General features: G+C 70.2%; 24 protein-coding genes. 11 read left to right on the forward strand and 13 right to left on the reverse strand.

Annotated elements, in window-relative coordinates; translation table 11 throughout:
* Positions 1-74: 74 nt before the first annotated feature.
* The 3 genes from C5B99_RS04330 to C5B99_RS04340 form a co-directional block, all read right to left on the reverse strand.
* Entirely contained in the window at positions 75-1,019 is a 945-nt protein-coding gene (locus tag C5B99_RS04330) for a carbohydrate ABC transporter permease (protein WP_104240565.1), read from the reverse strand.
* Positions 1,019-2,380 (reverse strand): extracellular solute-binding protein, encoded by a 1,362-nt coding sequence (locus tag C5B99_RS04335; RefSeq protein ID WP_104240566.1) that lies wholly within the window; start codon positions 2,378-2,380, stop codon positions 1,019-1,021. The genes C5B99_RS04330 and C5B99_RS04335 overlap by 1 nt, the downstream gene beginning before the upstream one ends.
* Before the next feature lie 253 nt (positions 2,381-2,633).
* Positions 2,634-3,869 carry an ROK family transcriptional regulator gene (locus C5B99_RS04340; RefSeq protein WP_104240567.1) on the reverse strand — a complete coding sequence of 412 codons (1,236 nt, stop codon included), beginning with the start codon at positions 3,867-3,869 and terminating at the stop codon, positions 2,634-2,636.
* A 235-nt stretch (positions 3,870-4,104) separates the two neighbouring features.
* Here C5B99_RS04340 and C5B99_RS04345 point away from each other — a divergent pair, with 235 nt between their 5' ends.
* Positions 4,105-4,767 carry a carbonic anhydrase gene (locus tag C5B99_RS04345; protein WP_104240568.1) on the forward strand — a complete coding sequence of 221 codons (663 nt, stop codon included), beginning with the start codon at positions 4,105-4,107 and terminating at the stop codon, positions 4,765-4,767.
* Between the two features lie 299 nt (positions 4,768-5,066).
* Here the strand turns inward: C5B99_RS04345 and C5B99_RS04350 are convergent, their stop codons facing one another.
* The 4 genes from C5B99_RS04350 to C5B99_RS04365 form a co-directional block, all read right to left on the reverse strand.
* Entirely contained in the window at positions 5,067-6,071 is a 1,005-nt protein-coding gene (locus C5B99_RS04350) for a putative zinc-binding metallopeptidase (RefSeq protein WP_104240569.1), read from the reverse strand.
* A 127-nt stretch (positions 6,072-6,198) separates the two neighbouring features.
* Complete coding sequence (locus C5B99_RS04355) at positions 6,199-6,900, reverse strand: RraA family protein (protein WP_104240570.1); 702 nt, start codon at positions 6,898-6,900, stop codon at positions 6,199-6,201.
* Entirely contained in the window at positions 6,897-7,886 is a 990-nt protein-coding gene (locus C5B99_RS04360; RefSeq protein WP_104240571.1) for a hydroxyacid dehydrogenase, read from the reverse strand. The genes C5B99_RS04355 and C5B99_RS04360 overlap by 4 nt, the downstream gene beginning before the upstream one ends.
* Before the next feature lie 126 nt (positions 7,887-8,012).
* A complete protein-coding gene (locus C5B99_RS04365; protein WP_104240572.1) occupies positions 8,013-8,813 on the reverse strand; it encodes an IclR family transcriptional regulator in 801 nt (266 codons plus the stop codon).
* Positions 8,814-8,916: 103 nt separating this feature from the next.
* Between C5B99_RS04365 and C5B99_RS04370 the strand changes: the two genes are divergently transcribed.
* Genes C5B99_RS04370 through C5B99_RS04390 form a run of 5 tightly spaced genes read left to right on the forward strand, consistent with a single transcriptional unit; the run spans position 8,917 to position 14,123 of the window.
* On the forward strand, positions 8,917-9,903 hold the full coding sequence (locus C5B99_RS04370) for a tripartite tricarboxylate transporter substrate binding protein (RefSeq protein ID WP_258063047.1): 987 nt from the start codon (positions 8,917-8,919) through the stop codon (positions 9,901-9,903).
* The gene (locus tag C5B99_RS04375) at positions 9,900-10,538 is read left to right on the forward strand and encodes a tripartite tricarboxylate transporter TctB family protein (protein ID WP_104240574.1); all 639 of its coding nucleotides are present in this window, start codon (positions 9,900-9,902) and stop codon (positions 10,536-10,538) included. Before C5B99_RS04370 ends, C5B99_RS04375 begins: the two co-directional genes overlap by 4 nt.
* On the forward strand, positions 10,538-12,055 hold the full coding sequence (locus C5B99_RS04380) for a tripartite tricarboxylate transporter permease (protein ID WP_104240575.1): 1,518 nt from the start codon (positions 10,538-10,540) through the stop codon (positions 12,053-12,055). The genes C5B99_RS04375 and C5B99_RS04380 overlap by 1 nt, the downstream gene beginning before the upstream one ends.
* Entirely contained in the window at positions 12,052-13,266 is a 1,215-nt protein-coding gene (locus C5B99_RS04385; protein ID WP_258063048.1) for a CaiB/BaiF CoA-transferase family protein, read from the forward strand. Before C5B99_RS04380 ends, C5B99_RS04385 begins: the two co-directional genes overlap by 4 nt.
* Entirely contained in the window at positions 13,263-14,123 is an 861-nt protein-coding gene (locus tag C5B99_RS04390; protein WP_104240576.1) for a citryl-CoA lyase, read from the forward strand. The genes C5B99_RS04385 and C5B99_RS04390 overlap by 4 nt, the downstream gene beginning before the upstream one ends.
* On the opposite strand, the gene C5B99_RS04395 is transcribed toward C5B99_RS04390, so the two are convergent.
* The 4 genes from C5B99_RS04395 to C5B99_RS04410 all read right to left on the reverse strand — a co-directional run bounded on the left by C5B99_RS04395 (position 14,113) and on the right by C5B99_RS04410 (position 18,445).
* On the reverse strand, positions 14,113-14,931 hold the full coding sequence (locus C5B99_RS04395) for a carbohydrate ABC transporter permease (protein ID WP_104240577.1): 819 nt from the start codon (positions 14,929-14,931) through the stop codon (positions 14,113-14,115). The two genes, C5B99_RS04390 and C5B99_RS04395, sit on opposite strands and share 11 nt — an antisense overlap.
* Complete coding sequence (locus C5B99_RS04400; protein WP_104240578.1) at positions 14,928-15,842, reverse strand: carbohydrate ABC transporter permease; 915 nt, start codon at positions 15,840-15,842, stop codon at positions 14,928-14,930. The genes C5B99_RS04395 and C5B99_RS04400 overlap by 4 nt, the downstream gene beginning before the upstream one ends.
* Positions 15,843-15,884: 42 nt before the next feature.
* Positions 15,885-17,243 carry an ABC transporter substrate-binding protein gene (locus C5B99_RS04405; RefSeq protein WP_104240579.1) on the reverse strand — a complete coding sequence of 453 codons (1,359 nt, stop codon included), beginning with the start codon at positions 17,241-17,243 and terminating at the stop codon, positions 15,885-15,887.
* A 110-nt stretch (positions 17,244-17,353) separates the two neighbouring features.
* A complete protein-coding gene (locus tag C5B99_RS04410) occupies positions 17,354-18,445 on the reverse strand; it encodes a PfkB family carbohydrate kinase (RefSeq protein WP_104240580.1) in 1,092 nt (363 codons plus the stop codon).
* A 123-nt stretch (positions 18,446-18,568) separates the two neighbouring features.
* On the opposite strand from C5B99_RS04410, the gene C5B99_RS04415 reads away from it, so the two are divergent.
* Both C5B99_RS04415 and C5B99_RS04420 read left to right on the forward strand, forming a co-directional pair.
* Positions 18,569-19,318, forward strand: coding sequence for a DeoR/GlpR family DNA-binding transcription regulator (locus tag C5B99_RS04415; RefSeq protein ID WP_104240581.1), 750 nt, complete (start codon positions 18,569-18,571; stop codon positions 19,316-19,318).
* Positions 19,315-20,673, forward strand: a complete 1,359-nt coding sequence (locus tag C5B99_RS04420; RefSeq protein WP_104240582.1) for a 6-phospho-beta-glucosidase — start codon at positions 19,315-19,317, stop codon at positions 20,671-20,673. The genes C5B99_RS04415 and C5B99_RS04420 overlap by 4 nt, the downstream gene beginning before the upstream one ends.
* 20 nt (positions 20,674-20,693) lie before the next feature.
* Here the strand turns inward: C5B99_RS04420 and C5B99_RS04425 are convergent, their stop codons facing one another.
* Positions 20,694-21,497: an SDR family oxidoreductase gene (locus C5B99_RS04425; RefSeq protein WP_258063049.1), complete on the reverse strand. Its 804-nt coding sequence runs from the start codon at positions 21,495-21,497 to the stop codon at positions 20,694-20,696.
* Positions 21,498-21,819: 322 nt separating this feature from the next.
* Positions 21,820-23,196 carry an MFS transporter gene (locus C5B99_RS04430; RefSeq protein ID WP_258063050.1) on the reverse strand — a complete coding sequence of 459 codons (1,377 nt, stop codon included), beginning with the start codon at positions 23,194-23,196 and terminating at the stop codon, positions 21,820-21,822.
* Positions 23,197-23,363: 167 nt separating this feature from the next.
* Here C5B99_RS04430 and C5B99_RS04435 point away from each other — a divergent pair, with 167 nt between their 5' ends.
* Genes C5B99_RS04435 through C5B99_RS04445 form a run of 3 tightly spaced genes read left to right on the forward strand, consistent with a single transcriptional unit; the run spans position 23,364 to position 26,451 of the window.
* Positions 23,364-24,026, forward strand: a complete 663-nt coding sequence (locus tag C5B99_RS04435) for a response regulator transcription factor (protein ID WP_104240585.1) — start codon at positions 23,364-23,366, stop codon at positions 24,024-24,026.
* Complete coding sequence (locus C5B99_RS04440; protein WP_104240586.1) at positions 24,023-25,519, forward strand: HAMP domain-containing sensor histidine kinase; 1,497 nt, start codon at positions 24,023-24,025, stop codon at positions 25,517-25,519. Before C5B99_RS04435 ends, C5B99_RS04440 begins: the two co-directional genes overlap by 4 nt.
* Entirely contained in the window at positions 25,513-26,451 is a 939-nt protein-coding gene (locus C5B99_RS04445) for a TAXI family TRAP transporter solute-binding subunit (RefSeq protein WP_104240587.1), read from the forward strand. The genes C5B99_RS04440 and C5B99_RS04445 overlap by 7 nt, the downstream gene beginning before the upstream one ends.
* The last annotated feature ends 6 nt before the right edge of the window (positions 26,452-26,457 follow it).

The raw sequence follows: 26,457 nt of genomic DNA on the forward strand, positions 1-26,457 counted from the left end.
GTGGCCGCCCGTCGCGATGGACCTGGTCGTGACGGCGGGGTCAGCCGCGGCCACGGACGTGTTGGTTGACATGATCAGTCCACCTCCGGTTTGAGCGCCCTGATGTAGGCGACCGAGAACAGCGCGCCGACAAGCAGCAGCATGGTGGCGATGGCGGTGCCAAAGCCGAGCTGGCCGAAGCGGAACGCCTCCTGGTAGGCGAGCAGCGGCAGGGTCGTGCTGTCGGTGCCCGGTCCGCCGTTGGTCATCACGAAGATGAGCGCGAAGACCGAGAGCGTCTGCAGGGTCGTGAGCATGAGGTTCGTCGAGATGCTGCGGCGGATCATGGGCAGCGTGATGAGCGTGAAGCGCTGCCAGCCTCTCGCGCCGTCGACCTCGGCCGCCTCGGTGATCTCCGGCGGCACGTCGTTGAGAGCTGCCCGGTAGACGAGCATCGAGAAGGCGGTGCCGCGCCACGTGTTGGCGAGGATCACGCTCAGCAGGGGGAGCGTGTAGAGCCAGTTGGGGCCGGTGATGCCGATCGCGGCGAGCATCGTGTTGAGCGTGCCCGCATCGCTGAAGAACGCGTAGGCCGCGAACGCGGCGACGATCTCCGGCAGCACCCAGGCGGTCACGACGATGGTGCTCACGGTGCTGCGGACGAACTTGTTCGACGACTGCATGAGCACGGCGAGGCCGAGACCGAGCACGTTCTGCCCCAGGATCGCGGAGGCGACGAGGAAGATGAGCGTGATGAGCACGGACTTCGGGAAGTCGGGGCTCGCGAAGAGGTCGAGGTAGTTCTGGAACCCGACGAACTCCGCGCTCGAGGCGCCGACGCCGCTCAGCGTGGAGTTGGTGAACGAGCCGTAGAACGACGAGATGACGGGCCCGAGGAGGAAGACGGCGAGGAGGCCGACCGCTGGGATCAGCGGCACACCGCGGGTGACCCGCTGCAGCGCCTTCCGCTTCCTGGGGGCGGGCCGCCCCGTCTCGGGAGCGCGGGGCGCTCCCGAGACGGGGGAGAGGGTGGCGGTCATCAGCTCGACGCCGACGTCGTGTTCTCTTCGCCGACGATGCCGATGACGGCCTTGTCGTAGGCGGCGGCGGCTTCCTCTGGTGTCTGCTGACCCGTCATGACGGCTTCCATGGCGACCGTGATCGCGGCGGAGACCTGCGAGTAGTCGGAGTTCGCTGGGCGGAAGTTCGTGTCGGGCACGAGGTCCGCGAAGAAGCCGAACGTCGGGTTGGCGTCCGTGTACTCGGGGGCTTCGGCGACGTCGGTGCGCACCGGCACCTGGCTTGCTGCCACGTCGTAGCTCAGCGCGTTCTCCTGGTTGAGGGCGAGGCTGATGAAGTCCCAGGCCGCGTCCGGGTTCTTGGTCCCGGCGCCCATGGCGAGGGTCCATCCACCGGACATGCTCGTGACGCCCGGGTCCTGGCCGTCCTGCGTCGGCATCGGCGTGACCTGCATGACGTCCGACCATTCCGGCCACGGCTTCGAGCCGGAGTCGAGCCAGGTGCCGCTCACCCAGGAGCCGTCGAGGCTCATCGCGAGCTGCCCGTTCGGGATCCATTCGGTGTTGATGCTGGTGCCGACGTTCTTGTCGAGCGCCTCCTGCGGGGTCGGTCCGAGGCCGCCCTGGTAGATGTCGCCGACGAAGGAGAGCGAGTCGATGAAGCCCTGCGAGCCCGTGACCCACTTCTGCTCGTCGGTGTTGAAGAGCTCGTCCTCCGTGCCGGTGAGGAGCATCTGGAAGCCCTGCATCGAGGCGCCTTCTGACATGGCCTTGCCCGAGTAGATGTTGAAGGGGCGGATGTTGGGGTCGTGCGCCTTCACGGCTTCCGCGGCCGCGATGATGTCGTCCCAGGTCTTCGGCTCCCACGGCACCTGCACGCCGGCCGCCTTCAGGATGTCCTGGTTGTACCAGAGGGCGCGCGTGTCGGTGCCCATCGGGATGCCGTACACCTTGCCGTCGTCGCCGAGTCCGGCCTGGCGGGCGTTCTCGGGGAACTGCTCCCAGTCGGCCCAGTTCGCGACGTAGTCGTCGAGCGGGGCGAGGTAGCCGGCCTCGACGTCGGTCTTGACCATGAACGTGTCCTCGTACATGACGTCCGGCGCGGTGGCGGGGGAGCGGTTCATGAGGGCGAGCTTCGCGAAGTAGTCGGCTTCCTGTGCCTCGATCGGGATGAGCTCGACGGTCATTCCCTCGTTGGCCGCTTCGTACTCGGCCTTGACCTTCTGCATGTGGTCGTCCATCTGGGTGAACTGCCCGAACTTCTGGTAGGCGACCTTGATGGTGTTCGAGTCGCCTCCGCCCGAGTCGCCGCCCGCGCAGGCGGACAGTGCGAGCACAGAGGCGGCGGCGAGTGCCACGACCCCGAGTGTGCGATTTTTCATGGTGCTCCCTTGCTCCACGACCGTTCTCCGTGCGGCTCGACATCGGTGTCGCGCCTTCGGCCTGCTATAAGTAAACCGATTGGACTAACTCATGTCAAGAGCTTCTTGCCACCACGCGGCGGCCGGGGCTGGGAGGGTTCACGGCAGGGTTGCCGGCAGGCTGACCGCACGGACGACGGCACGGGTGAACGGCCTCGGGACGTGCGGCCGGTGCGTGAGCTGGACGTGCGAGCTGAGTGCGACCCGGCAGCGCTCAGCGCGAGATCAGGAGCGCCGACGTGTGGGGCGCGAGGGTCTGGTCGAGCACGAGGCAGCCGGCGCCGACGGCGGCGACGTCCTCGCCGATCGTGGAGTTCGGGACGAAGATCGGGTGGTGGGGGATGAGGGCCGCGTCAGCGTTGACGAGCTCCTCGATGCGCGAGCGCAGCGCTGGCTCGATGCGCCGCCAGAACGGCCCGCCGCAGACGACGGTGTCGATATCGAGCAGGTTGATGAGGCTCACGAGGGCGCGCGCGATCTGCGTCGCCGCGGCCTCGATGACCTCCATCGAGCGGGGCTCGCCGCGGACGGCGGCCGCCGCGAACTCCGTGAAGAGCCGGTCGACCTCGTCGAAGTCGGACCGGTCGACGCTCTCCTCGCCCGGGAGCGCGCCGATGCGGATGGCGTGCTTCACGAGGCGGTGCGGGACGACGAGCTCGCCGACGCAGCCGCGGCGACCGCACGAGCAGACGGGGCCATCCGCCTGCACCATGATGTGTCCGAGGTCGCCGGCGTTGTCGCTCGCGCCGCGGAGCACCTCGTGGTTGACGACGAGACCGATGCCGATGCCGGTGCCGTAGTAGAGGAACGCGAAGTTGTCGCGGCGGGGGCCGGAGTCGAGCCAGAGCTCGGCGACGGCCGCGGCGGTGACGTCCTTCTCGAGCACCACGGGGAAACCGGTGGCCTCGCTGAGGGCGTCGCGCAGCGGCACCGACTCCCAGCCGTCGAGCATGGGCGGGTCGAGCACCACGCCTCGCGCCGAGTCGAGCGGACCGGGGGCCGCGATGCCCACGCCGAGCACCCGGTCGCGGGGGATCCCGGCGCGCTCGAGGATCGCGGCGATCTCCCTCGTCATGTCGGCGATGACGACGCCGGGGTCCGGCTCGGTGGGGGTGCGCGTGCGGTGGTCGACGACGACGGCGCCCGCGAGGTCGAGGACCGCGTAGGTGATGACGGTCGGGTCGAGGTGCACGCCGACGGCGTAGCGGCTCGTCGCGTCGAGACGCAGCCTGGTGCGGGGTTTGCCCGGCCCGGTGATGAGGCGCTCGCCCTCCCGGACGAGGCCCCCGTCGATGAGGCGGCGGGTGACGTTCGACACGGTCTGGGCCGAGAGGCCGCTGGCCTGGGCGACCTCGACGCGGCTCACCCCGTCCGGGGCCCGGCGGATGAAGTCGAGGATGACGGCCTGGTTGTAGTCGCCGACGGCCAGCAGGTTGTGTCCTCGTCGCATGCGCCACCTCCCATCAACCCTGATCTTGGGAACTGACGTTCTCACATTTTCCGGCCGGCCGCGGACGTTCGCGATCGAATCCGCTGCGGCGCGTCGACTCCGGGCGTCCCAGTCGGCGCAGAGGGACGGCTCGGGGGTGAGTACGCTTGGACGGCGCCGCGCCCTTGAACGGGGCACGCGCATCCGGCACCGGATGCGCGTCGGCAGTCACAGGTTTCAGCACGAAGGAGCAACGATGACGGCAGCAAGAGTCACTCCCCAGGAAGCGTGGGACGACCTCGTCCAGGGCAACGAGCGCTTCATCAAGGGCGATCTCCTCCACCCGCAGCAGAGCGCGGCGCGCCGCACCGAGATCTCGGGCAGCCAGGCACCGAACGCCGCGTTCCTCGGCTGCTCCGACTCGCGTGTCGCCGCCGAGATCCTCTTCGACTGCGGCCTCGGTGACCTCTTCGTCGCCCGCAACATGGGGCAGATCGCGAACGAGAACACGACCGCGACCATGGAGTTCGCCGTCGCCGAGCTCGGCGTGGCCCTCATCGTGGTGCTCGCGCACGGCTCCTGCGGCGCGGTGAAGGCCGCCATCAACCAGACCACGGCGCACCCGCGCGACGTGACGCCCGCCATCAAGGACGAGCTCGCGCGCATCCAGCCCTCCGTGCAGGAGGAGTGGTTCACGAGCGACCAGTCGACCCCGTACGTCGACGAGGCGCAGATCGACGTGGAAGCCGTCGGCCGCCGCCACCTGTACTCGACCATCAACTCGCTCGTGCGCAGCTCGCGTGTCATCAGCGACGCCGTCGCGAGCGGCGCGCTGAGCATCGTCGGCTGCCAGTACGAGCTGTCCGACGGCCGCGTCGCCCCCGTGACCGCGATCGGCCAGCTCGCCATCACCCGCTGAGCGCCGCGTAGCTGCGCCGACACGACTCGGCGCTCACTTCGAGGTGCGTCGAAGTGCCTCGATGAGCGTCGAGGAGCGCCGATGAGACCGTCCGGGCCTCCGTTCGTCGCGCTCGCGCGGATACGGACCTGCTCGGCAGGGGCTTCGAAGGCCCGCCCGCTCGCCGCGATCGTCGCCGAATGGGTCGCTTTCACCCCATAGCGGCCGCCGAAATGGGGTGAAAGTGACCCATTCGGCGGTGGCGGTGGCGGTGGTGGCGGCGGCGTCGTCGGCTGCGGGGCGGATGCGGGGCGGATGCGTCAGTCGGCCGAGCCCGAGGTGCTCGCGGGGTCGCGCAGCGAGTGCACGAACGCGAGCTTCTCGACGACTTTGTCCGGCAGGACGAACGGGTAGAGGTCGCGCTGCCCGAGCGAGCGGTTGACGACGTTCATGGCGGTCGCGAACGGCATCCAGCTGTCGGCGACCACGTCGCGGGCGGACGCGCCCGCCTCCGGCGCGGGCAGCAGCTCGAACGCGACGGCCGTCTCGAGGGTGTCCTGGATGTGCAGGTAGTGCGCCCAGGTCTCCGCGAAGTCCTCGTACGGGTGCATCGTCGCGTAGCTGCTGAGGTAGTCGCTGCGCCAGTTCTCCGGCGGGCCCTCCTCGTAGTGGCGGTCGATCTCGGCCTGGTAGTCGGCGCGCTCGTCGCCGAACAGCTCCCTGGCCTCGTCGATGCGGGACGTCTGCTCGACGAGCTGCCACTCGTAGTAGTGGCCGCTCTCGTGGCGGAAGTGCCCCAGCATGGTGCGGTACGGCTCGGCGAGGCGCTGCCGGACCTGCTCGCGGTAGCTGTCGTCGCCCTCCGCGAGGTCGATCGTGATGACGCCGTTGGCGTGGCCGATCGTGACGCTCTCCGACACGCTCGACAGCAGGTCGAAGACGGGCGTCTGGCCGACCGTGGCGGGCTCGCCGCTCTCCTTGGGGCGCGTCGCGAACCCGAGGCGGGTGAGGTCGCGTACCAGGTGCCGCTTCGACTCCTCCGCGATCGGGAAGAGGCGCAGGCCCTTCGCGTCGGCGTCGCTGGGGCGGGTGCGCGTGAGCTGGCAGCTCTCGCAGAGCCCGCCGGCCTGCGCGGTCAACCACGTGCATCCGGCGAGCTCGGCGTTGCTGCACCGCCGCAGGCCGGCATCCGTCGCGGATGTGCCCCCTTCGACGAGCACGTCGTCGAGGCTGAGCACGTAGCCGAGCTTGGACGAGCATCGCTCGCAGGACACCGAGTCGAAGAAGACCTCGTTCTCGCACACATCACAGTCGAACCGTCGCACGGGGGGAGCCTCTCTTCTGCCGCGGCTCAGGGGTGCCGCGGCGACCGACGGATCACTGTACGCGGGCGCACATGGGGGGCCGCGACGCTTGACAAGACCCTTCCCGGGCAGTCGGCGGCGCACCGGGTCAGACGGGGAGGCCCTTCTGGCGCAGGAGCGCGTTGAACCGCTCTGGGTCGGAGGTGCCGTCCTCGTTGTGCTTGCGGATGCGGGCTTCCCGCTCCAGGTGCCGACGCGCGTCGTGCAGCAGCGACTCCGCCCGCTGCGCCGGGACGGCGAGCACCCCGTCGAGGTCGCCGAGGATGAGGTCGCCCGGGTTCACGACGAGGCCCGCGATCGAGACGGGCACGTTGATCTGGCCGGGGCCGTCCTTCGTGGGGCCGCGGTGCGTGTGCCCGAGTGCGTAGGCGGGCATGCCGCCTTCCCGCCACTCGGCGACATCGCGCAGGGCCCCGTCGAGGACGAAGCCGCCGAGGCCCTTCGCGAGCGCTGACGTGCGGATGAGCCCGCCGATGACCGCCTGGCTGAGGTCGCCGCCGCCCTCGATCACGATGACATCGCCGGGGTGGGCGTCCATCATGGCCTTGTGGATCATGAGGTTGTCGCCCGGTCGGATCTTGACGGTCACGGCCTGCCCCGAGAGGGGGGCGTCGCCGTGGTAGGCGGTGAGGCCGAGCGCTCCCACGGAGCGTCCGAGGCAGTCGCCGGCGACGGCGACCGGGATGGCGCGGAACGCGTCGATCAGCGCAGCCGGCAGCTCTGGCGCGCGCTCGCCGATGAAGTAGCCGGTCGGCCAGGCGGGTGCTTCGGTGGGTTCCTGCTGGGTCATGCGGTGCTCCGTTCGGGCGAGAGGGTGGTGGGGTTCGCGCAGGAGCGCGCGTCCGGGATGGCGCCGTCGAGGTAGTCGAGCACGTTGTGGGCGGCCGCCAGCGCCATCGCCTCGAGTGCCGCAGGGGTCGAGCCGCCGACATGCGGCGTGATGACGACGTTCGGGCAGGCGAGCAGCGGGTTGTCCTGCTCGATGGGCTCAGCCCAGGTGGTGTCGAGGCCCGCGGCGAAGAGCCGTCCGCTGCGGAGCGCGTCGACGAGGGCTGGCTCGTCGACGATCTCTCCCCGCGCCGTGTTCAGCACGATGGCGTCTGCCGGCAGCAGGGCGAGCTGGGCGGCCCCGATGAGGCCACGCGTGTGCTCGTTGAGTGGCACGTGGAGGCTCAGCACGTCAGCCTGGCCGAGCAGTTCCTCGAGGGTGCCGACCATCGTGAGCTCGGGGATGGGGGCGTCGAGGCTGAGCCCGGGATCGAAGGCCAGCACTCGCATGCCGGTCGCCGCCGCGGTGCGGGCGACCCGCTGCCCGATCTGTCCTGCCCCGACGAGGCCAAGCGTTGCGCCGGCCAGCTGCCGCCCATCCTGCGCTCGACTCCAGCGGCCCTGCCGGATCTCCGCGTCCATCCAGGACACTCTGCGGGCGGCGTTGAACATGAGTGCGATCGTGAGCTCGGCGACGGACTGGGCGTTCGCCCCCGGTGTGGTGAGCACCGGGATGCCGCGCCGAGTCGCGGCTTCGACGTCGATGTTGCCGACGCCGACGCCGTGCTTCGTGATGACTCGAAGCGACGGGCACGACTCGATCGCCTTTGCCGACAGCTCGACGGTGCGGGAGATCACGGCGTCGACCGCTTCGCGCGCCAGGATCTCCTCGACCTCAGCCCGCCCGCCACCTTCAGGCAGGTAGATCACCCTGCTGCCGGACTCGGCGAGGGCATGCACCCCCGACTCGCCGAGGCGAGGGGCCGTCACGAACACCGTTGCGCTCATCGCACCGTCTCCTTCGTCGGTTCACAGTCCTGCTCGAGGTCCTGCTCAGAGTCTTGCTCTCGGTCCTGGTCCTGGTCCTGGTCCTGCTCCGCTCGCGGCGCTGGCCGTCTTCGGCCGCGCCCCTCTTCACTCGAGTGCCGGGGGCAGTCCGGTGCGCGGCACGTCGCGCACGCAGGCGCGCAGCGCGTCGACGAACTCGGGGATGCGCGCGTCGACGAATCTCGCGGTGGGCCCGCCGAGCACGACGACGACGGGTTGCAGGTGCGGTCGCTCGGGATTCTCGGGGACGAGCATCGCCAGGCCGCTGTTGCCGGACTCCCGCTCGCCGTGGCTGAGTCCCCAGCCCCGCTCGCGGATCTCGTCGACCCGGTGTCGGAGGGCGGCGGTGTCGACGTCGATAACCGGGTCTGCGTCGAGCTTCGCGAGCACGGCGTCGAGCATCTCCGGGCGCTCGCCGCTGAGGAGCGTCGTGGATGCGGCGCCGCGCCAGATCGGGAGCTCGTCGCCGACCTGGACCACGTGGCGGATGGTGTGTCGCCCGGGGGCCTGGGCGATGGCGACGCGCTTGAGGTCGCGGCGGACGTAGAGGCTCACCGTCTCGCCCGTCTGCTCGGCGAGCTCGCGGAGGCGCTCAAGTGTGGGGGCCGGCGCCGACCAGGCTGCCTTCGCGAATGCTCCCCAGCGGATCATGCGGGGGCCCACGCTCACGCGTCCGTCGGGGAGGAGCTGCAGCATCCGCTCGCCCACCAGGGTGTCGACGAGGCGCAGCACGGTCGTTCGCGGGAGCTCGCAGCGGCGGACGATGTCGGCGATGGCGAGCGACTGGCCCTCGTTCTCGAAGCAGTCGAGGACATCGAGGGCTCGGCTCACGGCGCGGATGCCGCCCGGTTCTGACCGCTGGGCTGGTGCGTCGTCGGCGCTTGTCATGGGGTCTCCGGCTTCGGATCGTTTGCTTGCCCGGTCACACTAGCGTACCATCTGGTGGACAGATATGTCCGCTGTGTGGACAGTCAATCACAAGGGAGTGATCGTGACAGCAAAACGGAAGCTCATGGGCGCGGTGGGCATCGCCGCGACCATGGTGCTCGTCGGAGTGGCCGCGTTCGACGCGAGCCAATCGACGACGGGGACCGACCCCAGCACCAAACTGACCTTCATGTCGCCCTCCGCCCCGGGCGGCGGCTGGGATCTCGCGGCCAGGGAATCGCAGCAGGCGCTCCGGGCCGGCGGCATCGTGAACAACGTGCAGGTCGTCAACGTGCCAGGAGCTGGCGGCACGATCGGCCTCTCCCAGTTCGTCGGCCTCGGCGCCGACCCGACCAACCTCATGATGACCGGCACGGTCATGATGGGCGCCATCAACGTCAACAAGTCAACCGTTGACCTGTCGGACACGACCCCCATCGCACGCCTCGCCGAGGACTACGAGGTCTTCATCGTCCCCGCGAACTCGCCGTACGAGACGCTCGACGACTTCATCGCCGACTGGAAGCAGAACCCGCACTCCGTCGCGATCGGCGGGGGAGGCGTCGGCGGGACCGACCACCTCCTCGCCGGACTGGTCGCCGAGGAAGCCGGCATCGACCCGGGCGACATCAACTACGTCTCCTACGCGGGCGGCGGAGAGGTGCTCACGTCGCTGCTCTCCAACACCGTCGCGATCGGGGTCAGCGGCTACAACGAGTTCAGCGACCAGATCGAGGCGGGCAACCTCCGTGCCCTCGCCGTCTCCGCTGAGGAGCCGATCGACGGCATCGACGTCCCGACGCTCATCGACCAGGGCGTGGACGTGCACCTCCCGAACTGGCGAGGCATCGTCGCGCCTCCCGGCATCACGGAGGCCGAACGGGACCAGCTCGTCGCCATCTTCGAGGAGATGGCCGCGACGCCGGAGTGGCAGGACACCCTCGAGCGCAACAGCTGGGAGCCGGCCCTCCTCACGGGAGACGATTTCGCCGCGTTCATCGAGGAAGACCAGGCGAGAGTCGACCAGATCATCGAGGAGCTCGGACTATGACCGGCGTCATCCCCACCTCCGCGTGGACGCAGCACGACACCACCTCCAGGCCAGGCTGGTGGCGTCGCCGAACGGGCCTCGTCGTGCCCGGCATCCTCACGCTGACCGGCATCGGCCTCACCATCGGCACGATCACCATGGACGTTCCCGGCAACGTCTCGCAGCCAGGTCCGCAGGTCTTCCCGGCCATCGTCACGGTCGCGGTCTTCGTGATCGCGGTGCTGCTGGCCATCGACGTGATCCGCAACCCGGAGCCGGAGCGCGTCGCCGAACCCGACCAGGCCGAGCTGCGCGGAGAGCGGCGAGTGATCGAGGAGGATCCCGACTACGACCTCGACGAGCTCGCCGTCGCCCAGGACCGCGAGCTGCAGGCCGAGCACATCCGCCCCCGCACCAACGTGCGCTCGCTCCTCGGCGCCCTCGGCACGACCATCGTGTTCATCGCGGCGCTCACCCCGCTCGGCTGGCTGCTCTCCGGAGCCTTCCTCTTCTGGGGCATCTCCCGGGCGCTCGGAAGCCGGCGTCCGTTCTTCGACATCTTCCTCGCCCTCGCGATGTCCTCCATCGTGCAGATCGCGTTCTCGATCGGGCTGGGCCTCAACCTGCCCCCCGGCATCTTCGTAGGAGTCCTCTGATGGATACGCTCGCCAATCTCGGGGAGGGGTTCCTGACGGTCCTCACCCCCATCAACATGCTGTGGGTGCTCATCGGCGCCGTGCTCGGCACCGCCGTCGGCGTCCTCCCCGGCCTCGGGTCCGCGATGGCCGTCGCCCTCCTGCTCCCCGTCACCTTCTCCCTCGACCCAATCGGCGCGTTCATCATGTTCGCGGGTGTCCTCTTCGGCGGACTCTTCGGCGACTCCATCGCCGGTATCCTCATGAACACCCCGGGCAACAGCACGGCCATCGCGGGCTCCATCGAGGGCCACATCATGGCCAAGAACGGTCGAGCGGCGCAGGCACTGGCGACGTCGGCCATCGGCGCGTTCATCGGCGGCATCCTCGCGTCGATCCTCGTGGTCTTCTTCGCGCCCCGCCTCGCCGAGCTCGCGACCCTGTTCGGCCCCGCCGAGTACCTCGCGCTCGCCGTGTTCGCCTTCATCGCCATCTCCGCCGTCGTGACGCAGTCGATCATCCGCGGCCTCGCCGCCCTCGTGCTCGGCCTCGCGATCTCGGTCGTCGGCATCGACTCCATCTCGGGCGCCTCGCGCTACACGGCCGGCATACCGGAGCTGTTCGACGGCATCGACATCGTCGTCATCACCGTCGGACTCCTGGCCCTCGGCGAGGTCTTCGCGGTCGCCGGCCGACGCGGCTACTCCGACGACACGGGGCTCATCCAGTCGAAGGGGCGCCTCTGGCTGTCCCTCCGCGAGCTCCGCCAGGCGATGCCCGCATGGCTTCGCGGCACCGCGATCGGGATTCCGTTCGGCATCATCCCCGTCGGCGGCGCCGAGGTGCCAACGTTCCTCGCCTACGGGACCGAGCGCAGGCTCGACAAGCGCCGGAAGAAGCCCATGTTCGGCCTCGGCGCCATCCAGGGCGTCGCAGGCCCGGAGGCCGCTGGCAACGCGACCGCCGGAACCGCGATGGGCGCGCTGCTCGCGCTCGGACTGCCGACCTCGGCGACCGCCGCGATCCTGCTCGCCGCCTTCCGGCAGTACGGCCTGCAGCCAGGGCCGCTGCTCTTCGAGCGGTCGAGCGAGCTCGTCTGGGCGCTCCTCGCGAGCTTCTTCATCGGCATGGTCGTGCTCCTCATCCTGAACCTGCCCTTCGCTCCGCTCTGGGCGAAGCTGCTCAAGATCCCGCGTCACTACCTCTACGCGAGCATCACGCTCTTCGCGATGCTCGGCGTCTACGCCACGAGCGGCAAGATCCTCGACCTCGTGCTCGTCGTCGTCATCGGCCTCATCGGCTTCACGATGCGGCGCTACGGGCTGCCGGTCGCCCCGATGCTCATCGCGATCATCCTCGGGCCGCTCGCCGAGACGGAGTTCCGCCGCGCGATGGCGGTCAGCGAGGGCGACCCGAGCGTGCTGATCGACAGCCCCATCACCATCACCCTCTACTCCGTTCTCGCGATCACGGTGGCGTTCGTCATCGTGCGCGTCATCCGCGCGAAGCTCGCCACCAGAAAGGAAGTCACGGTTTGACGGACAAGACATCGGGACCCCTCGCGGGAGTGCGCGTGCTCGACATGACCAACGTCCTCGCCGGGCCGTACGCGTGCTACCAGCTGGCCCTCATGGGGGCCGAGGTCATCAAGGTCGAGGTGCCGAAGGGGGGAGACCTCGCACGGAGCCTCGGGTCCGACTCGGAGCTGAACAGCGAGCTGATGGGGGTCTCGTTCCTGGCGCAGAACGCCCAGAAGCGATCGATCACCCTCGACCTGAAGTCGGACGGGGGCAAGGAGGTCATGCGCCGCCTGGTCGCCGAGGCCGACGTGCTGTGCGAGAACTTCCGACCGGGGGTGCTCGCGCGTCTCGGCTTCGGCTGGGAAGAGCTGCGCGCCATCAACCCACGCCTCGTGTACTGCGCGATCTCCGGATTCGGGCAGACGGGGCCGCTCCGATCCAAGCCCGCGTACGACCAGATCATCCAGGGCGGCTCGGGCATGATGAGCGTCACCGGCACGCCGGAGACCTCCCCGCTCCGAGCCGGCTACCCCATCGCCGACACGCTCGGCGGGCTCGCGGCCGCGTTCGCCATCACCTCGGCACTGCACGGGCGCGAGCGCACGGGCGAGGGATCCAGCATCGACGTGTCGATGCTGGAGACCGCCGTGACCGCCATGGGCTGGGTCGTCTCCAACCACCTCGTGGCCGGCCAGGTGCCCCGAGCGCTCGGCAACGACAACGGCACTGCCGCGCCGTCCGGCACCTTCCAGACGGCGACCGGGGCGCTCAACATCGCCGCGAACAAGCAGGAGCAGTTCGAAGCTCTGACGCGGGTCATCGGGCGCCCGGAGCTGGCGGCGGATGCCCGCTTCCGCGACCGGGAGGACCGCAAGCGATTCAGGGCCGAGCTCACGAGCGAGATCGAAGCGGCCCTTGGCGCCGAGGACACGGCCTACTGGGAGGAGCGGCTCTCGGCGGCGGGAGTGCCGGCGGCGGCGGTGCTCACGGTTCCCGAGATGCTCGAGAGCCCGCAGATCGTCGACCGTGAGCTCGTGCACGACCTCCCGTTCCCGGGACGAGAGGGGGAGACGCTGCGGGTGCTCGGCAACGGCATCCGCCTCGACGACCGCCCGAGCGCACCGACCATGCCGCCTCCGGGGCTCGGGCAGCACACCGACGAGATCCTGCGCGAGCTCGGCTACGACGCCGCGCAGATCCGAGCATTCCACGAGGAGCGAGCCGTATGACCAGCAGCGCCAGTCCCGCCGACCAGCCCACCGTCGCCGACACCACGGCGTGGTGGAGCACAAGCGTGACCCGGATCGCCCCGGGGGAGATCGAGCTGCGGGGGTATCCGATCGAGCAGGTCATCGGCAACGTCGGCTTCGTGAGCACGATCTGGCTGCTCACGACGGGGAGCCTGCCGAGCGCGACGGTCTCGAACCTCCTCGAGGCGACCCTCGTCGCGAGCGTCGATCACGGCCCGCAGGCGCCCTCCATCGCGAGCGCACGCATGGCCGCCACGTGCGGCGTCGGCCTCAACTCGGCCGTCGCCAACGGCGTGAACGTCCTCGGGGATACCCATGGCGGCGCGGGCCAGCAGTGCGTGCAGCTGCTGAACGACCTCGTCGAACGGCACGAGACCGAGGGCGTGCCGCTGGATCAGCTCGCCCGCGAGGCGATCGCCGACCACAAGAGCCGGGGCGTGTTCGTGCCGGGCTTCGGGCACCGCTTCCACCCCCGCGACCCACGACGCGACCCGCTCCTGACGCTCGTGGAGGACGCGCTCGCCGCGGGAGATATCTCCGGGAGGCACCTTGCCGCCGGGCTCGCGGTGGAGCGGGCCCTCGAACGGGGGGAGCGGCGCATCCCCATGAACATCGACGGCATCTCCGCGATCGTCTACGCGGAACTCGGCGTCGAGCCGGAGCTCGCGAGGGGCCTGTTCGTGCTCTCCCGCTCCGTGGGGATCCTCGCCCATGCGTGGGAGGAGAAGCAGGCGGGCCAGCGCATCAAGGGGCCGCTGCCCCCGCCCCTCCTCGCCGACTACACCGGCGAGCCGACTCGGGACGTGCCAGGCGCACGCCGCCCAGCTACTCCCTGACCGCCCCCTCGAGCATCCCCTGGATGAAGTGCCGCTGCAGGAAGATGTAGAGCACGACGACGGGCAGCGCGACCATGATGGCGCCCGCCGCGAGCAGCGCGGTGCCCTGCGTGTACTGCCCCTGGAAGAAGGCCAGGCCCAGTGGCGCGGTGCGCACGCTGCCGTTCGGCGACATCACGAGGGGGATGAGGAACTCGTTCCAGGTCCACATGAACGTCAGCAGCACGAGCGTCAGGATGGCGGGCCGGCCGATGGGGACGAGCACCTGCCACAGGATGCGCATGGAGCCAGCCCCATCGAGCTTGGCCGCGTCGATGAGCGCCTGGCTGGAGGAGCGGAAGTAGGTGCGCATCCAGAACGTGCCGAACGCGATCGACATGGCGATCTGCGGGAACGCGACGCCCCACACCGTGTTCGTGAGGCCGACGGTGCGCAGGTCGAAGTAGAGGGGCACGATGAACGCCTCGGTCGGCACCATGATGCCGAGCAGGAAGAGGTAGAAGATGGGCGTCGCGCCGCGGAACTTCATGGTGCCGAGCGCGTAGCCCGCGAGGATCGACGCGAGCACTGCGACCACGACCACGATGACGGCGACGACGACCGAGGTCAGCATGTACTGCCCGAACCGCGCGACCTCCCACGCCGTGGGGAAGTTCTCCCAGTGGAAGACGCGCCCTTCCTGCGCGACGCTCGCGTTCTCTGGCCCGAACGCGAGCGTGACGATGACGCTGATCGGGCCGAGGATGACCAGCCCGAAGACGCCGAGGATGAGGTAGTTCGCGACCTTCTCGAACACGGAGACGTTCATGCGCGGTCCCCGATCCGGTTCACGACGAAGTTGATGGCGAACACGATGAGGGTGAGCACGGCGCCCACGGCCGTCGCGGCCCCGACCTCGCCGAGCTCGAACGCGCGCCGATACACCTCGAAGCTGGGCACCGTCGTGGACGTGCCAGGACCGCCGCTCGTGGTGACGTAGATGAGGTCGAAGGTCTTGAGCGCCGCGACGATCGTGAGCGTCAGCGCCACCGTGATCTCGCCCCGCACCGAGGGCAGCGTGATCGAGAAGAACTCGCGCACCGGGCCCGCGCCGTCGAGCCTGGCCGCCTCGTAGAGCTCCTTCGGCACGCGGCTCATCCCGGCCATGAGCAGCACGGTCACGAGCCCGAGCGACACCCACGAGCCGATGAGGCCGACGGCCGGCAGCGTGAAGGTGTAGTCGCCGAGCCACGCCCGCGTCCAGCTCTCCAGCCCGACGAGGCGCAGCAGCCCGTTGAGGGGCCCGTCCGGCGCGTAGATCTGCCGCCACGTGACCGCGACGACGACCATCGCGATGACCTGCGGCAGGAAGATGAGCGTGCGGAAGAAGCCGAGTCCCCGCACCCGCGCCCGCGTGAGGATCGCCGCGAGCATGAGGCCCACCGCGAGCGGCAGGATCGAGTAGAAGAAGATCAGCACGAACGCGTGCCCGAACGCTTCCCGCAGCCGCTCGTCCTGCACGATCTGCACGTAGTTGTCGAACCCGACGAAGGTGGATGCGCCCAGCCCGTCCCACTCGAAGAACGAGAACTGCACGGCACGGCCGAGCGGGAACAGCAGGAACGTGCCGTAGAGGAGGAACGCGGGCGCGAGGTACGCGAACGGCACCCAGGCGGGGGTGCCGCGGCGGGCGCCCTTCGCCGGGCGACGTTCGCGCGCCGTCGCGCTCGAGCTCGTCATTCGGGGCGTCGCTCGGGCTGCGCGGGCGCCACCGGGCGCAGGCTACTCATTCGCCGCGATGAAGTCGGCGTAGTCGGTCTCGAGGGTCTCGGTGAACTGCTCCGGCGTGAGCTGCCCGTCGATGAGCCCCTGCAGGGACTGGCCGATGGTGTCGCCGAAGGTCGGCGTCGCGTAGTCCAGGTAGGGGAGCACGCTGCCCGACTCGGTGACCTCGCCGAACGCCCCGTAGATGTCGGCGAAGACGCCGGACTCCGGCGCGAGCTCAGCCGAGTTGTTGACGGGCAGGTTGCCGGTGTCGGCCAGGATCTGCATGGCCTCGTCGCTCGTCAGGAAGTCGATGTAGGCGGCCGCGACGTCCGTGTTGTCTGCCGCGGAGGTCATCGCGAACGGGAGTCCGGTGCCTCCGGTCGTCGCGAGCGCCCCGTCGCTGGTCTTCGGGACGAAGAAGCCCAGGTCGTCGCCCATGCTCGCCTCGAGGTCGGCCGCGAGCCACGAGCCGCCGATGAGGAACACGCCGTTGCCCTCGGCGAGCGCCTGCCAGGCCGCGTCGTAGTCGGTGCCGTTCACTCCCGTGTTGAAGTAGCCGTCGTCGACCCAGCCCTTGAGCGCGGTCGCCGCCTCCACGTTCTCCGGAGTGGTCCAGCTCGCGCCGGGGTTGCCGAGCCCGAGGTTCGTGATGGTCTCCGCATCCACATACTCGCCCTGGAGCGGGCCGAACACGTGGCCCGCCGGCCACTGCTCGATGTTGCCGAGCTGCATGGGCGTCTCGCCTGCGGCCTTCGCCGTCGCGAGCGCCGCCTCGAACTCGGGCCACGTTCCCGGCACCTCGACGCCGAGCGACGCGAGCTTCGCCTTCGAGTAGAAGATGCCGACGACCTCGCCGACCTGCGGCAGGCCGTAGAGGTTGCCGTCCCCGAAGACCTTCGCGTCCTCGCTGTACGTCGAGTACTGCAGGATCGACTCCTGGTAGCGGTCGAACCAGCCGTAGGCCTCCGCGTAGTCGTCGAGCGCGCGCAGCTGCCCGGCCTCGACGAACGCCCCCATCGTGTTGCGGCCGTTGTTGGCCTGCACGACGTCCGGCGCGTTCTCGTCGGTCAGGGCGAGGCGCAGCGTCGTCGCGAGGTCGTCGAAGGCCTGCGAGTTCCGCTCGATGGTGACGTTCGGGTACTTCTCCTCGAACGCAGCGTTCAGCTGCTCGATCTGCTCGTTCTGCCCGCCGCGCACCTCCTGGTCCCAGACGGTCAGCGTGACGTCGCCGACCTGCGAGATGTCGGTGCTGATCTCCGCCGTGGAGGCATCGGGGGCAGCCTGCTGGCCCGTGCCGGGCGCGCATCCCGCGAGGGCGAGCGCGAGTGCCAACCCGCCGGCGACCGCCGCGGTTCTCCGATGCTTCTCGTTCATGTTCGGCTTCCTTCTTTCGCTGAGGGTGCGTTGCGTGCGATGGGGGACCAGCGGTCAATTGTCGCGGATGCGGTGCCGACAGCCCGGCTGGGTCGGCTCTGGCGCGCCGGTCAGACTCCGGGGAAGTGGTCGACGAGGCGGAACGTGGCCTCCGCGCGGCGGACCGCGCCTGGGCGCTCCGACGGCAGCACGTCCTGCAGGAAGCCGTACCGCTCGGTGAGCTCGGTGTCTCCCGAGGCGCGCGTCGCATCCCACCAGTCGGCGATGTCGCCCCAGCCGGGGGCCGCGAGCGATCCGCCGAACTGCTGCACGGCGAGGGCCGAGCAGAGCGCCGAGAACTGGAGGCGTTGCTCGAGCGGCCAGTCGCGCAGCGAGCCGAGCACGAAGGATGCGCCGAACACGTCCCCGGCGCCGGTCGCGTCGAGCGCGCGGACGGGCACGGCGGGAACCCGGACCTCTTCACCCGTCGCGGAGTCGATGCCGATCGCGCCGTCCTTGCCGCAGGTCACGACGACGATGGGCACGTGCTCGGCGAGGGCGCGGGCCGCGGCGAGGGGTGAGCTGGTGCGCGTGTACTCGACGGCCTCCCGCTCGTTCGGCATGAAGGCGTAGCAGGACGACAGGGGCTCGAGCACGGCTCGGTCCCACACGCCCGTGTCGTCCCAGCCCACGTCGGCGAAGATCCGGGTGCCGTCGGCCGCCGCGCGCAGCCACCACGGCTCCTGCTCGAGGCTCGTCATGGTGCCGAGCTCGGCGAGCGCGGTGCGGCTCGAGACGCCGTCGCTGAGGAGCGCGTCGCTCGAGATGGGGCTCGGGTGCCCGTGCGTGATCATGCTGCGGTCGCCGTCCTGCGCCACGGAGACCGTGACCGCGGTGTGCCAGTTCTCGAAGCGCCGCGAACGGCTGAGGTCGATGCCCTCGTGCTCCTCCAGCAGCTCCCAGCACCAGCGCCCGTAGACGTCGTCGCCGAAGACGGAGGCGAGCGAGGTGGTGAGCCCGAGGCGGCTGGCCGCGACGGCGAGGTTGGCGATGCCGCCCGGCGTCGACCCCATGCCCTCTGCCCACACCTCCGTGCCCGCGCTCGGCGAGCCGTGGAGATCGGTGAAGACGATGTCGAAGAAGACGGAGCCCGCGAGGACCACATCGAATCGCGCACCATCGACCGAGTCGGTCGGGGGTGTGTCGTGATGGGCCGAAGCCATCGCGGCTCCTCTCGGTAGCAACAGCGGTGTTGCTCACACATCCTGCGCGGTGATCGTTCGTGCGTCAAGTCCCGCTCGTTCGTGCTTGCGACGTGCTCGTTGGTGACTGCTACGATGCCTCGCATGCTCACCACGACGCGTCAGGCTCGCATCCTGCAGTCGCTGCGCGCGGACGGTCAGGTCACGGTCGAGGAGCTCGCCGTCGAGTTCGGGGTGTCGCCGTCGACGGTCCGGCGGGACCTCAACGCCCTCAGCGCCGAGGGGCTGCTGCGCCGCGTCCGCGGTGGTGGCGGCGTCGAGCCCGACCGGGTGCCGTTCGCCGAGGTCGCGACCCACCAGAGCGCGCAGAAGACCGCCATCGCGGCGCGGGCAGCCACGCTCGTCCGGGACGGCGACGTCGTCCTCATCGACATCGGCACCACGACGGCGCTGCTCGCCAGGCAGCTGCGTGGGCGACGTATCACCGTCATCACCTCGAGCCTCGCCGTGGTGGACGCGCTCCGCGACGACGACGCCGTCGAGCTCATCGTGCTCGGCGGGGTCGTGCGGAAGAACTACAGCTCGATGGTCGGGGTGCTGACCGAGCAGGCGCTCGCGCAGATCCGCGCGACCGTGTGCTTCCTCGGCACGAGCGGCATCAGAGCAGACGGCACGATCTCCGATACGACCGGCACCGAGGTGCCCGTGAAGCTCGCGATGATCGCCTCCTCGCAGCGCACGGTCGTGCTGGCGGATGCCACGAAGTTCCCTGGAGTCGGTCTGCTGAGCGTGTGCGGCGCATCCGCCATCTCCGCGATCGTCACGGAAGACCATGCGGACCCGGCGACGCTCGCCGTGCTGCGGACAGCGAAAGTCGAGGTGATGTTCTCGTGAAGCTCACGATCATCGGAGGCGGAGGGTTCCGCGTCCCCCAGGTGTTCGAGGCGGTGGCCTCCGACGAGGCGCCCGTGCGCATCGACGAGCTGAGCCTCTACGACGTCTCGCCGGAGCGGCTGGCGATCATCCGCGTCATCGTCGAGCGCATCGCGAGCGAGAAGCGCTTCGCGCCGCGCATCAGCGTCACGACCGACCTCGAGGAGGCGCTGCGCGGGACGGACTTCGTGTTCAGCGCCGTCCGCGTGGGCGGCACGGCCGGCAGGGTCGCGGATGAGCGCATCGCCCTCGAGCTGGGGGTGCTCGGCCAGGAGACGGTCGGGCCTGGCGGGCTCGCGTATGCGCTGCGCACGATCCCGATCATGGTCTCGCTCGCCGAGACCATCAAGCGGGTCGCTCCCGATGCCTGGGTGATCAACTTCACGAACCCCGCCGGAATCGTCACCGAGGCGATGCGGGGCGTGCTCGGCGACCGTGTCGTCGGCATCTGCGACACCCCGATCGGGCTCATGCGCCGAGCGGCGGCGGTTGCGGGGGCCCGCGTCTCCGCCGGCCCCGAGGGTCGGGGAGAGCCCTCGGTGGTCGCCTTCGACTACGTCGGCTTGAACCACCTCGGCTGGCTGCGCTCGCTGCGGGTCGACGGCGTCGAGCGCCTGCCGGAGCTGCTCGCGTCCGACACGTCCCTGCAGCGCATCGAGGAGGCGCGCCTCCTCGGCTTCGACTGGGTGCGGGCGCTCGGCGCCCTGCCCAACGAGTACCTGTACTACTACTCGTTCACGCGTGAGGCCAACGCCAGCATCCGCGCCGCGGACGCGACCAGGGGCGAGTACCTCGACGCGCAGCAGGGCGAGTTCTTCGCGAACCCGGGCGCCGACCCCTTCGAGTCGTGGATGCGTACCCGCCACGAGCGCGAGGCGAGCTACATGGCCGAGAGCCGCGAGGAGGGGGAGGAGCGCGAGGTCGAGGATGTCGCGGGCGGCGGCTACGAGAGCGTCGCGCTCGACCTCATGGCGGCCCTCTCCTCCGGGCGGCCAGCCACCATGATCCTGAACGTGCGCAACGGCTCCCTCGTGCCCGCGCTCCCCGACGACGCGGTTGTCGAGGTCGGCTGCGTCGTCGACGCCGATGGCGTGCATCCGTGGCCGGTCGCGCCCGTCGAGGGCGAGATGCTCGGGTTGATGGTGCAGGTGAAGTCCGCCGAGCGGCTGGTCATCGAGGCCGCGACGCGCGGCTCCCGCGAGCTCGCCTGGCGCGGCTTCGCGGCGCATCCGCTCGTCGACTCGGTCGGGGTGGCGCGGAAGCTCGTCGACAGGTACAGCCAGCACTTCGCCGGGATCGGTGCGCTGCTGCGCTAAGCCGAGCGTGGCGCGTGTCGTCAGCGTGAGCGCGAGGCCCGGCTCATGGCGCGCAGCAGCAGCTTCCGCGGGACGAGTTTCGAGGCGATCGTCAGGGACGTGTTGATCGGGCCGGGGACGACGGAGGGTCCAGGGTTCGGCTTCTTGAGTTCGCGGAGCGTCAGGCCGACGACCTTGCGGGCCGTCATCTTCGGCAGGCCGGAGCCGATGTCCTCGCCGGCGACCTCGAAGAACTCGGTTGCGGTGGGGCCGGGGGAGAGCGCGAGAACGCGCAGCCCGGTGCCTGCCGACTCGGCCCACAGCGCCTCGGTGAAGCTGCGGACGAACGCCTTGGTCGCGCCGTAGACGGCGAAGCCCGGCGTGGGCTGGTAGCCGGCGACGCTCGCGACGTTGACGAGGAAGCCGTCGCCCGCGCGCAGCTGCGCGATGAAGGTGTGCGTGAGGTCGACGAGCGCCGCGACGTTCAGCGCGATCTCGGCGCGCACCCGCTCGGGGTCCTCCTCGTGGAAGCCGCCGCTCGTGCCGAACCCCGCGTTGTTGATGAGGCTCGTCACGCTCACTCCGCGGCCCTCGAGCTCGGTCCCGAGTGCGGACGCGGCGCCCGGCTCACCGAGATCGGCGGCGATCGTCGTCACCGTCACGCCGAACCGGTCGCGCAGCTCGGCGGCGAGGCTCTCCAGCTTCGATTCGCGCCGGGCCACGAGCACCAGGTCGCTGCCGCGAGAGGCGAGCTGGCGGGCGAACTCCGCCCCGAGCCCAGAGCTCGCGCCCGTGATGAGCACTGTCTGGGATCCGAAACGAAGGGGGAGCATCCGGGAAGTCATGCCGTCAATGTACGGGTGCGTGACGGTGGAAGCCTGCGCGTGGGCCCTGCCGTCCCCGCAGCTGCCGGGACGCGGCTCGGGGGTTGCCCGCCCGGGCACGCCCCGCTCCGCTCCGCCCCGCTCCGCTCCGCTCCGCCCCGCTCCGCCCCGCTCCGCTCCGCCTCCGTTCCACCTCCGCCGCGGCGCGGCCAGTTCTCCGGCGTCGCGCAGCCAGACGAGGAATGCAGGCTCGTTCGGAAACGAGCCTGCATTCGCCGTGGGGATGCGTTCCGCCTCAGCGGCGGTCAGCGGCGGACTGCGGGGGCAGCGGAGTCAGCGCGGGTCAGCGTGCGCCGGCGGTCTGACGCGCCTCGCGCTTCTCGTCCCGATCCGTGTCCCTCGCCCGCATCGCCTTCTCGTCGTCGAGCCAATTCGCGCCCTTGTTGTGGAGGAAGAAGACGTAGACGACCAGCGACGCGGCGATCGCGATGGTGGCGTAGACGATGAACAGCGGCACCTGCTGCGCTTCGCCGGCGGCCGTGTAGAGGAGCGGCGCCGTGCCGCCGAAGATGGAGTTCGCCATGGCGTAGCCGAAGCCGACGCCGAGGGCGCGGATGTGCGTCGGGAACAGCTCGGCCTTCACGACGGCGTTGATCGACGTGTAGCCGGTGAGGATCACGAAGCCGCCCACGAGGATGCCGAACGCCGCGAACTCGTTGGTCTGCTGCGGCAGGTAGGTGAGCAGGAACCACGTGTAGAGCACGCCGCCTGCGCCGAAGAACACGAGCAGCGTCTTGCGGCCCACGATGTCGGACAGCCAGCCGCCGATGGGCTGCAGCAGCATGAGCACGGTGAGCGCGATGAGGTTCAGGATCGTGCCGGACACGACGTCGTCGCCCGCGAACGCCTTCTTCACGATGCCGGGGCCCGTGACCGAGTACGTGTAGAAGGCGACGGTGCCGCCCATCGTGATGAGGAAGCAGAGCAGCAGCGGGCGCCACTGGTGCAGGATGAGCTCCTTCATCGAGCCGGAGGAGCGCGACTTGCCGTCCTTGACCGACTCGAGCGCCGACTCGCTGAGCGACTCGTCCATGGTGCGTCGCAGGTAGAAGACGACGATCGCGGCGACGCCGCCGATCGCGAACGCGATGCGCCAGCCCCACTCTGAGATCGCCTCGGTCGGCATGGCCAGCACCATGATGAGGAGCGTCGCCTGCGCGAGCACGTGGCCGCCGACGAGGGTCACGTAGTGGAACGACGAGAGGAAGCCGCGGCGGCCGCGGATGGCCGCCTCCGACATGTAGGTCGCGCTCGTGCCGTACTCGCCGCCCGTCGCGAAGCCCTGCACGAGGCGGCAGACGATGAGGATGATGGCTGCTCCGGCGCCGATGACGGCAGCGGAGGGGGTGAGGGCGATGACAAACGAGCATCCGGCCATGATCGACACCGACACGGTGAGCGCGAGGCGACGCCCGTGGCGGTCCGCGAAGCGGCCGAAGAACCAGGCCCCGATGGGGCGCATGAGGAACGTGACGGCGAAGATCGCCCAGATGTAGATCTGCGAGTTCTTGTCCTCGGAGTCGAAGAACTGGAACTCGAAGTACGAGGCGAAGACCGAGTAGACGTAGACGTCGTACCACTCGACGAGGTTGCCTGCCGAGCCCTTCAGGGTGTTGGAAACCGAGCGGCGCAGGCTGCCCGGCACTTGTGTCGTCGTCATTGACTTCTCCATCGTCGTTGATCTTCATCTGCCAGCAGGCGGAGCCCTGGCCCCACCTCGGTGTGGGTGTACTGGACAACTCTCTGCACCGGGCAAGGGGCGCGAGCGGATCCTTACATTCCCTTTACGTGGACCTCGCATCTCTGCCCGCGCCTACCATTGGGGGTATGCGTGTGCTCGTCGCCGAGGATGACGCGTCCGTCTCCGCCGCCCTCGCGGCCGTGCTCGGCCGCGCCGATCACGCCTGCGTGCAGGTCGCCCGCGGCAGCGACGTGCTGCTCCAGCACCGAGACGCCGAGCTCGTGCTCCTCGACCTGGGACTCGAGGACATGGACGGCCTGGAGGTGCTCAGGCGGCTCCGCCAGGTGAGCCAGGTGCCCGTCATCGTCGTCACGGCCCGCGGCGACGAGCGCTCGACGGTGCGAGCGCTCGGCCTCGGTGCCGACGACTACCTCGTCAAGCCCGTTCGCATGCACGAGCTGCTCGCCCGCATCGACGCCGTCGCCAGGCGTCGCGCGCCCGCGGCTGAGCCCGAGGTGGTGCAGCTCGGCGACGCGAGGATCGAGCTGCTCTCGCGGCGAGTCGTCGTCGGCGGCGCCGAGGTCTCGCTCACGCCGACCGAGTTCGAGCTGCTCGCGATTCTCGCGAAACGGCTCGGCAGGGCCGTGAGCAGGCAGGAGCTCCTCGACCAGGTTTGGGGCGACGCCTACGCCGCCACCTCGCGCTCCTTCGACGTGCACCTCGCGCAGCTGCGCCAGAAGCTGCCCGCCGTCGCCATCACCACGATCCGCGGCTTCGGCTACCGGCTCGAGACGAAGCCGGCGCGATGAAGCTGCAGGTGCTGCTGCCCCTCATGCTCTTCGGGCTGCTCACGGTCATCGCCATCATCGTCCCGGCCAGCGAGGGCATCGCCGTGAACCGCACCCAGCAGCTCACCCTGCAGCGCGCCACCTCGATGGACCAGATCGTGCAGCGCGCGGAGACGGCGGTGGCCGCCGACGACGCGTCCGGGCTCGAGCGCTACCTCGAGCGCTTCGCCGAGACGTACGGCGAAGCGGCGATGGTCGTCGACAGCGAGGGCCAGGTCGTGTCCTCCGTCGGCGGCCTCGAGCTGGATCCGCAGGTCGCGTCGCTCGTGCTCGCCGCGTCGCGCACGGTGCCGCAGCGCTCCATCTCGACGATCTACCCGTGGAGCGACGACACCCACCTCGTGGCCGAGCCGTTCGCGAACGGCGCGAGCGCCGCATCCGGGGCGGTCGTCCTCGAGGTGAACCAGACGGAGGCGAAAGCGCAGATCACCGGCTGGTGGGCGCTCGTCGCGCTCGCGGGCCTGCTGCTCCTGCTGCTGCTCTTCGCCGCGTCGCAGTTCTGGACCAGCTGGGTGCTGCGTCCCGTTCGTGCCCTGGACGCGGCCGCGAACGCCCTCGCCGAGCAGCGGGAGCCCGACCTCGCGGCCGCGACGGGGCCCCTCGAGCTCAGGCGCCTCTCCTCCTCGTTCGCGCGCATGTCGAGGGGAGTCGAGGACGCGCTCGAGCAGCAGCGGGGGTTCGTCGCGGAGGCGTCGCATCAGCTGCGCAACCCGCTTGCCGCGATCCGCCTGCGCATCGACGCCCTCCCGCGCGACGAGGCGGAGGAGGCGGCGCTGGAGGCCGTCGGCGGCGACCTCGACCGTCTCGAGCACGTCGTCGACCGGATGCTGGTGCTCGCCGATGCCGAGCACCGCGCCACGGCAGAGGCGAGCGGCAGGCGCACGGGCTTCGCCGACGGCGCCGCGCGAGAGCACCTCACCTCGGCGGCCATGCTCACGGCGCCCCACGAGGAGCGCTTCCGCGAGGAGGGCATGCGTCTGCGGTTCGACGGCGACGAGGAGATCAGGGTCGCGTGCCGCAAGAGCGACCTGGAGGAGATCGTCGAGACCATGCTCGACAACGCGCGGAAGTACGCGGGCGAGGGGGCGAGCGTCACGATCCGGTTCGCCGCGGCGCCCAGCTCCGGGTGGTCCGCGGCGGCGCCCGGCGAGGGGGAGCCTGACGGTGCGTTCGACGGCCGCAGCCAACCAGCTGAGGCGTTCGAGGCGTTCGAGATCGACGGTCCACGCGCGGTGCTCGAGATCAGCGATGACGGACCAGGCGTCGACGAGGACGAGCTCGCCCAGCTCGGCACGCGGTTCTGGCGCTCGCCGAGCCACCGATCCCTGCCGGGGACCGGGCTCGGCCTCGCGATCGTCGGGGAGCTGGCACGCGCCAACCGCGCCACCGTCGACTACGACCGCGCCCCAGAAGGAGGGCTCCGCGCCCGCATCAGCTTGGTGCGGACGTGGTGATCCTCACGAGGCGGGGCCTGCTGTTCGGCGCCGGTGCGGCCTCGGTCGCCGCCGCGACCTTCGCGCTCGCCGGATGCTCTCTCGGGCAGCCGTCCCCGCGCATCCGCATGGCCTGCGGCGAGCAGGGCGGCACCTACGTGCAGTTCGGCGAGCTGCTCCGCGAAGCGCTCCGCCGAGACGGCACTGCGGGGCTCGACGTGGTCACGACGGGTGGCAGCGTCGAGAACCTGGCCATGCTGCAGGCCCGCGACGCCGAGCTCGCCATCGTGCTCGCCGACGCGGCGGCGACCGACGCGCAGAACAAGGTCGCGATCGGGCGCGTCTACCAGAACTACCTGCAGTGCTTCGTGCGCTCAGACGGGCCCGTCAGCGCCATCGGCGATCTCGCCGGGCGGCGCGTCTCGGTCGGGGCGCCCCAATCCGGTGCGGCGCTCACCGCCAGGCGGCTCCTCGGCACGCTGGGCCTCCTCGAGGGCGCGGGCGCGAGCGTCATCTCCGAGCTGTACCTCGACGAGGCCGTCTCCGCCCTCCAGGCCGGCACCGTCGACGCGATCTTCTGGTCGGGCGGACTGCCGCTCCCCGCCGTGCAGGACCTCGACACCGCGGTGGAGCTCGTCGACCTCACCGATGCGCTCCCGGCCCTCGAGCTCGAGCATCCCGGCGTCTACACGCTCACGGCGGTTCCTGCCAGCACCTACGGGAGCGCCGAAGCGGTGCCCGCGATCGGGGTCTCCAACTACCTGCTCGCCAGGCCCGACCTCCCGGACCAGGTGGCGAGGGCGCTCGTCGACGTCCTCATCCGAGACGCCGCGCAGCTCGTGCCGGAAGGGTCGCTCGGCGTGCAGTACCTGACCGCGTCGAACCTCATCGACACCCTCCCCATCGCGCTGCACCCCGCCGCCCAGAGACGCTACCGGGAGCTCTACGGCTGACCGGCC

Source organism: Pseudoclavibacter sp. Z016 (assembly GCF_002931215.1).
In the GTDB taxonomy this organism is placed as follows: domain Bacteria; phylum Actinomycetota; class Actinomycetes; order Actinomycetales; family Microbacteriaceae; genus Pseudoclavibacter.